The sequence below is a fragment of the Neoroseomonas rubea genome (assembly GCF_016106015.1).
GTDB lineage: Bacteria > Pseudomonadota > Alphaproteobacteria > Acetobacterales > Acetobacteraceae > Neoroseomonas > Neoroseomonas rubea.
In genome coordinates this window covers 1-6,399 of record NZ_JACADQ010000244.1, presented here as the reverse complement: position 1 = coordinate 6,399, position 6,399 = coordinate 1, and the positions used below count along the sequence as shown (strand labels likewise).

Genomic DNA, 6,399 nt, shown 5'->3' with positions numbered 1-6,399 from the left:
GGCCGGCATGCGCGCGCGGCGGCTTGTCCGGCGCGTCGCGGGGCCTTAGGTGAAGGGCCACAGGCGGCCCCGCGCCGCGCATGGACAAGCAAGCCAAACCCGACATGAGCGAGAACCAGGACAAGCCGGCCCCCGAGACCGCGGCCGGCGCCGAACCGCCGCCCGAGGCCGCGCCCGCCGCCGAGTTGACGCCTGAGGAGCGCATCGTGGCGCTCGAGGCCGAGATCGCCGCGCTGAAGGACAAGTGGCTCCGCGCCGAGGCGGAGATGCAGAACCTGCGCACCCGGACGCAGCGGGAGGTCGCCGACGCCCGCGCCTATGCCGCGCAGAAATTCGCCCGCGACGTGGTGGAGGCGGCCGAGAACCTCCGCCGTGGCCTCGACGCCATGCCCGCCAAGCAGGAGGGCGAGCCCGAGGTGCTGGGCAAGATCCGCGACGGGATCGAGGGGGTGGAGCGGTCCTTCCTCGGCATCCTGGAGCGCAACGGCGTGCGGCGGGACGACCCGACCGGCAAGCCCTTCGATCCGGAGATGCATCAGGCGATGGCCGAGCAGCCGGCGCCCGAGGGTGTCGCGCCCGGCACCGTCACCGCCTGCTGGACCCCCGCCTGGACGCTGAACGGCCGCCTGCTGAAGCCGGCCATGGTGGTGGTGGCGCAAGGCCGCCCCGCCTAACCCGCCGCCCAAAGCCAAAAAAGGGAGGGGGTTCGGGGGAGGTTCCCCTCCCCCCACCTTTCACCCAGCGAGAATCTCCGCCGCCGCCCGCCGCCCCCCTAGCAGCGCTCCGTGCGCGTAAGACGGCGCCTCGCTCGTCGCCGCTTCGCCCGCCAGGAAGATGCGCCCCGCGATCGGCCGGGACAGCGCCGCGTGGTCGTCCACCGAGGCCCCCACCGGCAGGAAGGAATAGGACCCGCGCGCGTGGACATCGCGCGACCAACGCGTCACGCGCGTTTCCACCGGCCGCGGGATGCCGTTGCCGAACATGCGCCGCAACGCGTCCATCACGAGGTCCGCCTGGGCGGCATCCGGCAGCATCTCGATGCGCTGCGCGGCCGACCCGCCCACCAGCGCGACCAGCACCGGCACGTTCAGATGCGGCTGGAGGGAGACGATCTCCGGCGCCGCGTTGTCCGGCGCGTCGGACAGGCTGCGGAGGTAATGCGCCTCCACGGGCCAGAACGGGCGGGGGAAAGCGAGCACGATCTTGTTGAGCAGCCCGTTGCCGATGCGCGCGATCGCCCCCTGGTGGGCGGCGGGCAAAGGCGGGTCGAACACGACATCCCCCCGCTTGAGCACGCCGAGCGGCAGGGTGACGACGACGCGGTCGGCGAAGAAGGCTTCTGACTGCGTCGCCACCACGACGCCGCTGCCCACCAGGCGGATGGCGCGCACGCTTTGCCGCAGGCGGATGTCGAGCCCGCGCGCGAGCAGGTCCGTGATGGCGTTGTAGCCCTGGGCGAGGAGGTGGTTCTCCTCCGGGATCTCGCCTTCGCCGCCGAACCAGGATTGCGCCGAGACCTCCGACGCATCCCCGCCTGCATATCCCGCGACGTAGGCGGACAGCCATCGCGCGACGCGCTTTTCGTAGGGCGTGGCGCGCGTGGTCGGGTCGAGCAGCGGCACGGCTTCCGCCAGCGAGACGTCGCGCCCGCCGCGGGGGGCGAAGGGGCTGTCATGGGCGATGAGCTGGCCGACCGTGTCGAAGATGGCGGTGGTCTCGGCCTCGGTCAGTCGGCGGCCATCGGCGTCGAACATGACCGACCGGGCATCGTAGGTCGGCATGCGGCGGATGCCGGCGGCGTCGGCCAGGGGCGTGAGGGGGTTGCCCTCCGGCCCGTGGATCCAGGCGCCGCCCATGTCGAGCCGCTGGCCGCGAAAGGTGACGGTGTGCATCCGCCCGCCGGTGCGCGGGCGGGCTTCCAGCACCGTGACGCGATGCCCGGCATCGTGAAGCGCGCGGGCGGCGCCGAGGCCGGCGAGCCCGGCGCCGACGACAATGACGTTGAGCGGCCGGGCCGCGGCCTGGGCGCGGCCCTCGCCCGGCATCAGCGGCAGGGCGGCGGTGCCGAGCAGGCGCAGCAGATGGCGGCGGCTCAGCGCCTGCGACGCGGACATGGGCGACCTCCCGGCTTTCTCGGCCGGGGAGCCTAGGGAGGATCGCGTCGCGCCGGCAATCGCGGCGGATCACAGCGCGGCGATGCGGGCCGCCCATGCGCCCCATGCGGAGTTCCCCCGCGATTCCTCGGGGCGCCGGGACTTGTCCCCAGCCCTGCGGATCAATACATCCGGCCTGTCACACACCCCGCCCCCCGCGGGGACCCCCAGCCACCCATCCGCGGCGGCATGCGCCGCCGGTCAGCACAGGGGGCGGGCGCAGCGCCAGAATCGGGCTGCCCCCGCCTGCCGCAGAGGAGAGTATCGGATGAGCAAGGTCATCGGCATCGACCTCGGCACCACCAATTCCTGCGTCGCCATCATGGAAGGCAAGGACGTCAGGGTCATCGAGAACGCCGAGGGCGCGCGCACCACGCCCTCCATGGTCGCCTTCGCGAAGAACGGCGAAAGGCTGGTCGGCCAGAGCGCCAAGCGCCAGGCCGTCACGAATCCCATGGGCACGCTGTTCGCCGTGAAGCGCCTGATCGGGCGCCGCTTCGACGACCCGATGGTGCAGAAGGACATCGACCTCGCGCCCTTCAAGATCACGCGCGCGGGCAACGGCGACGCCTGGGTGCATGTGGACGGCAAGGACTACGCGCCGCAGCAGATCAGCGCGATGATCCTGACCAAGATGAAGGAGACCGCCGAGGCCTATCTCGGCGAGACCGTCTCCCAGGCCGTCATCACCGTCCCCGCCTACTTCAACGACGCCCAGCGCCAGGCGACGAAGGAAGCCGGCGCGATCGCGGGCCTCGAAGTCCTGCGCATCATCAACGAGCCGACCGCCGCGGCGCTCGCCTACGGCATGGACCAGAAGAAGGGCGGCACCATCGCGGTCTATGACCTCGGCGGCGGCACGTTCGACGTCTCGGTGCTCGAAATCGGCGACGGCGTGTTCGAGGTGAAGTCGACCAACGGCGACACCTTCCTCGGCGGCGAGGATTTCGACCAGCGCATCATCGACTACCTGGCGGACGAGTTCCGCAAGGAACAGGGCATCGACCTGCGCGGCGACAAGCTCGCGCTGCAGCGCCTGAAGGAAGCCGCCGAGAAGGCGAAGATCGAGCTGTCCTCGGCGAAGGAGACCGAGGTCAACCTGCCCTTCATCACTGCCGACGCCTCGGGGCCGAAGCACCTCGTGATGAAGCTGACGCGGGCGAAGCTGGAAGCGCTGGTGGACGACCTGATCCAGCGCACGCTCGAGCCGTGCCGCCAGGCGCTGAAGGATGCCGGGCTGACGGCGGGCGAGATCGACGAGGTCATCCTCGTCGGCGGCATGACGCGCATGCCGAAGGTGATCGAGGCCGTGAAGGCCTTCTTCGGCAAGGAACCCGCGCGCAACGTCAACCCCGATGAGGTCGTGGCGATCGGCGCGGCGATCCAGGGCGGCGTGCTCAAGGGCGACGTCAAGGACGTTCTGCTGCTCGACGTCACGCCGCTGTCCCTCGGCATCGAGACGCTGGGCGGCGTCTTCACCCGCCTGATCGACCGCAACACCACCATCCCGACCAAGAAGTCCCAGGTGTTCAGCACCGCGGACGACAACCAGACCGCCGTGACCATCAAGGTCTACCAGGGCGAGCGGGAGATGGCGGCCGACAACAAGATGCTCGGCACCTTCGACCTGACGGGCATCCCGCCCGCGCCGCGCGGCGTGCCGCAGGTGGAAGTGACCTTCGACATCGACGCGAACGGCATCGTGTCCGTCAGCGCGAAGGACAAGGCGACGGGCAAGGAGCAGCAGATCCGCATCCAGGCCAAGTCCGGCCTTTCGGATGCCGACATCGAGCGGATGGTCAAGGACGCCGAGGCCAACGCGGAAGCCGACAAGCGCCGCCGCGAGCATGTCGAGGCGCGCAACCAGCTCGACGCCCTGGTCCACCAGACCGAGCGGACGCTGAAGGAGAACGCCGACAAGATCCCGCCCGCCGAGAAGGCCGATGCCGAGGCCGCGGTGGCCGAGGCCAGGTCGGCGATCGAGAAGCAGGACGCCGAGGCCGTCACGAAGGCCAGCGAACGTCTCGGCCAGGCGGCGATGAAGATGGGCGAGGCGCTCTACAAGGCGCAGCAGGCCGACAAGCCGGCCGAGGGCGCGGCGGGCCCCGGCGGGCCGAACCCCGGCCGCGGCGGGGACGACAAGGTCGTCGACGCCGAGTTCGAGGAAGTCGACCCCAACAAGCGCAAGCCGTCCTGAACGGCGGGCGCCCGCCCGAATGAGCCTGCGCCGCCCGGTTCCCGTCTCGGGGCCGGGCGGCCGCATGCCAAGGAACCCTTCCCATGACGATGGCGCGCGCGAGGGCATGAGCCATGGCTAAGCGCGACTACTACGAGGTGCTCGGCGTCGGCCGGGAGGCGAGCGAGGAGGACCTGAAGAAGGCCTACCGCAAGCTCGCCATGAAGTGGCACCCGGACCGCAACCAGGGCGACAAGGAAGCCGAGGCCAAGTTCAAGGAACTGAACGAGGCCTACGACGTGCTGAAGGATGCCGAGAAGCGGGCGGCCTATGACCGCTTCGGCCATGCCGCCTTCGAGCAGGGCGGGCCGGGCCAGGGCGCCGGCGGCTTCGGCGGCGGCAACCCCTTCGGCGGGGCCTTCGAGGACATCTTCGAGGAGATGTTCGGCCGCTTCGGCGGCGGCGGGCGCGGCCGCGGCGGCGCGACCGGCCGCGGCGCTGACCTGCGCACCCAGATCGAGATCAGCCTCGAGGAAGCCTTCGCCGGCACCAAGGCCTCCGTCCGCATCCCGACCTCCGTCGCCTGCGAGGCCTGCAAGGGCGTCGGTGCGGAAGGCGGTGCCTCCTCCGGCGTGCAGACCTGCTCGGGCTGCGGCGGGGCGGGCAAGGTCCGGGCGCAGCAGGGCTTCTTCCTGATCGAGCGGACCTGCCCGACCTGCGGCGGGTCCGGCCGCACCATCAAGAACCCCTGCAAGGTCTGCCAGGGCGCGGGGCGCGTGCAGCGCGACCGGACGCTCAACGTCTCGATCCCGCCCGGGGTGGAGGACGGCACGCGCATCCGCCTGGCCGGGGAAGGCGAGGCCGGGCTGCGCGGCGCGCCGGCAGGCGACCTGTATGTCGATGTCGCGGTCAAGCCGCACCCGATCTTCCAGCGCGACGGTGCCAACATCTTCATCCGCGTCCCGCTGCGCATGACCCAGGCGGCGCTTGGCGGGCATGTCGAGGTGCCCTCGATCGACGGCGGCCGCGCGCGCGTGACGATCCCCGCTGGCAGCCAGACGGGCGACCAGTTCCGCCTGCGCGGCAAGGGCTTCTCCGTGCTGCGGTCCGCCGCGCGCGGGGACATGTACGTGCAGGTGAGCGTAGAGACGCCGCAGAACCTGACGCAGAAGCAGCGCGAGCTGCTCGAGCAGTTCGAGGCCGAGGCGGTGAAGGGCGGCAAGACCCACCCCGAAAGCGAGGGCTTCTTCGCCAAGGTGAAGGAGTTCTGGGACGGGCTGGGCCGTTAGCCTACCGAGGGGGCGTCGCCCATCGGGCGCGAGGGGGCTTCGCCCCCTCGAACTCCCCCACGAGGGGCCGAAAGGCCTCTGGACACCATCACCGGACCACCCGCGGAAGTCGGGCGCGAGGGATCGGTTTCCAAAGTCCTTTCGGCCTTTGGCGGGGAAAGGGGCGGCGACCCCTCTCCGCCACGCCACCTTGACCCGCGCGCCAACCCCTCGCACAGGCTGCGCGACCAGCCACGGGAGCGCGCCATGACCATCCGCATCGGCATCGCCGGCATCGCCGGCCGCATGGGCCGCCTGCTCGCCGAGGAAGTGCCGGCCGCCGGCGCGATCCTCGCCGGGGGCACCTGCCGTTCCGGCGCCGCGCCGGCGGGCGTGCCCGTTCTGGCGGACATGGAGGCGCTCTGCGCCGCGTCCGACGTGGTGATCGACTTCACCCATGCCGCGGCGGCGCGCGCGCATGCCGCGGCCGCGGCCGCCTCCGGCACGCCCTATGTCCTCGGCAGTTCCGGCCTGTCGGCCGAGGAGGAAGCCGCGGTGACGGACGCGGCGAAGCGCATCCCCATCGTCTACGCCGCGAACTTCGCCCCCGGCGTGAACCTGTTCCTCGCGATCGCGGAGCGCATGGCCGCCGCCCTGCCGCCGGCGCAGTACGACGCCGAGATCGTCGAGATGCACCACCGGCAGAAGGTCGATGCGCCGTCGGGCACCGCGGTCGCGCTCGGCCGCGCGGTCGCGGCGGGCCGCGGCACGACGCTCGAGGATGCGGGGCGCGAGAGCGGGC

General features: G+C 71.6%; 5 protein-coding genes. 4 read left to right on the top strand and 1 reads right to left on the bottom strand.

Annotated elements, in window-relative coordinates; all coding sequences use genetic code 11:
- Positions 1-104 precede the first annotated feature (104 nt).
- On the top strand, positions 105-674 hold the full coding sequence (locus HW577_RS18355; protein ID WP_198377593.1) for a nucleotide exchange factor GrpE: 570 nt from the start codon (positions 105-107) through the stop codon (positions 672-674).
- 60 nt (positions 675-734) lie between these two features.
- Here the strand turns inward: HW577_RS18355 and HW577_RS18350 are convergent, their stop codons facing one another.
- On the bottom strand, positions 735-2,114 hold the full coding sequence (locus tag HW577_RS18350) for a flavin monoamine oxidase family protein (RefSeq protein ID WP_198377592.1): 1,380 nt from the start codon (positions 2,112-2,114) through the stop codon (positions 735-737).
- Positions 2,115-2,421: 307 nt separating this feature from the next.
- Between HW577_RS18350 and dnaK the strand changes: the two genes are divergently transcribed.
- From dnaK to dapB, 3 genes are all read left to right on the top strand, one after another.
- Positions 2,422-4,350 (top strand): molecular chaperone DnaK, encoded by a 1,929-nt coding sequence (dnaK, locus tag HW577_RS18345; RefSeq protein ID WP_198377591.1) that lies wholly within the window; start codon positions 2,422-2,424, stop codon positions 4,348-4,350.
- Positions 4,351-4,463: 113 nt separating this feature from the next.
- A complete protein-coding gene (gene dnaJ, locus HW577_RS18340; RefSeq protein ID WP_198377590.1) occupies positions 4,464-5,618 on the top strand; it encodes a molecular chaperone DnaJ in 1,155 nt (384 codons plus the stop codon).
- A 246-nt stretch (positions 5,619-5,864) separates the two neighbouring features.
- Positions 5,865-6,399, top strand: a 535-nt coding sequence (gene dapB / locus HW577_RS18335) for a 4-hydroxy-tetrahydrodipicolinate reductase (RefSeq protein ID WP_198377589.1), incomplete at its 3' end; no start/stop codon positions are given.

Excerpts from the sequence above, each read along its gene's own strand:
- HW577_RS18355 (WP_198377593.1), top strand. The coding sequence starts at position 105 with ATGAGCGAGAACCAGGACAAGCCGGCCCCCGAGACCGCGGCCGGCGCC.
- HW577_RS18350 (WP_198377592.1), bottom strand. The coding sequence starts at position 2,114 with ATGTCCGCGTCGCAGGCGCTGAGCCGCCGCCATCTGCTGCGCCTGCTC.
- dnaK (WP_198377591.1), top strand. The coding sequence starts at position 2,422 with ATGAGCAAGGTCATCGGCATCGACCTCGGCACCACCAATTCCTGCGTC.
- dnaJ (WP_198377590.1), top strand. The coding sequence starts at position 4,464 with ATGGCTAAGCGCGACTACTACGAGGTGCTCGGCGTCGGCCGGGAGGCG.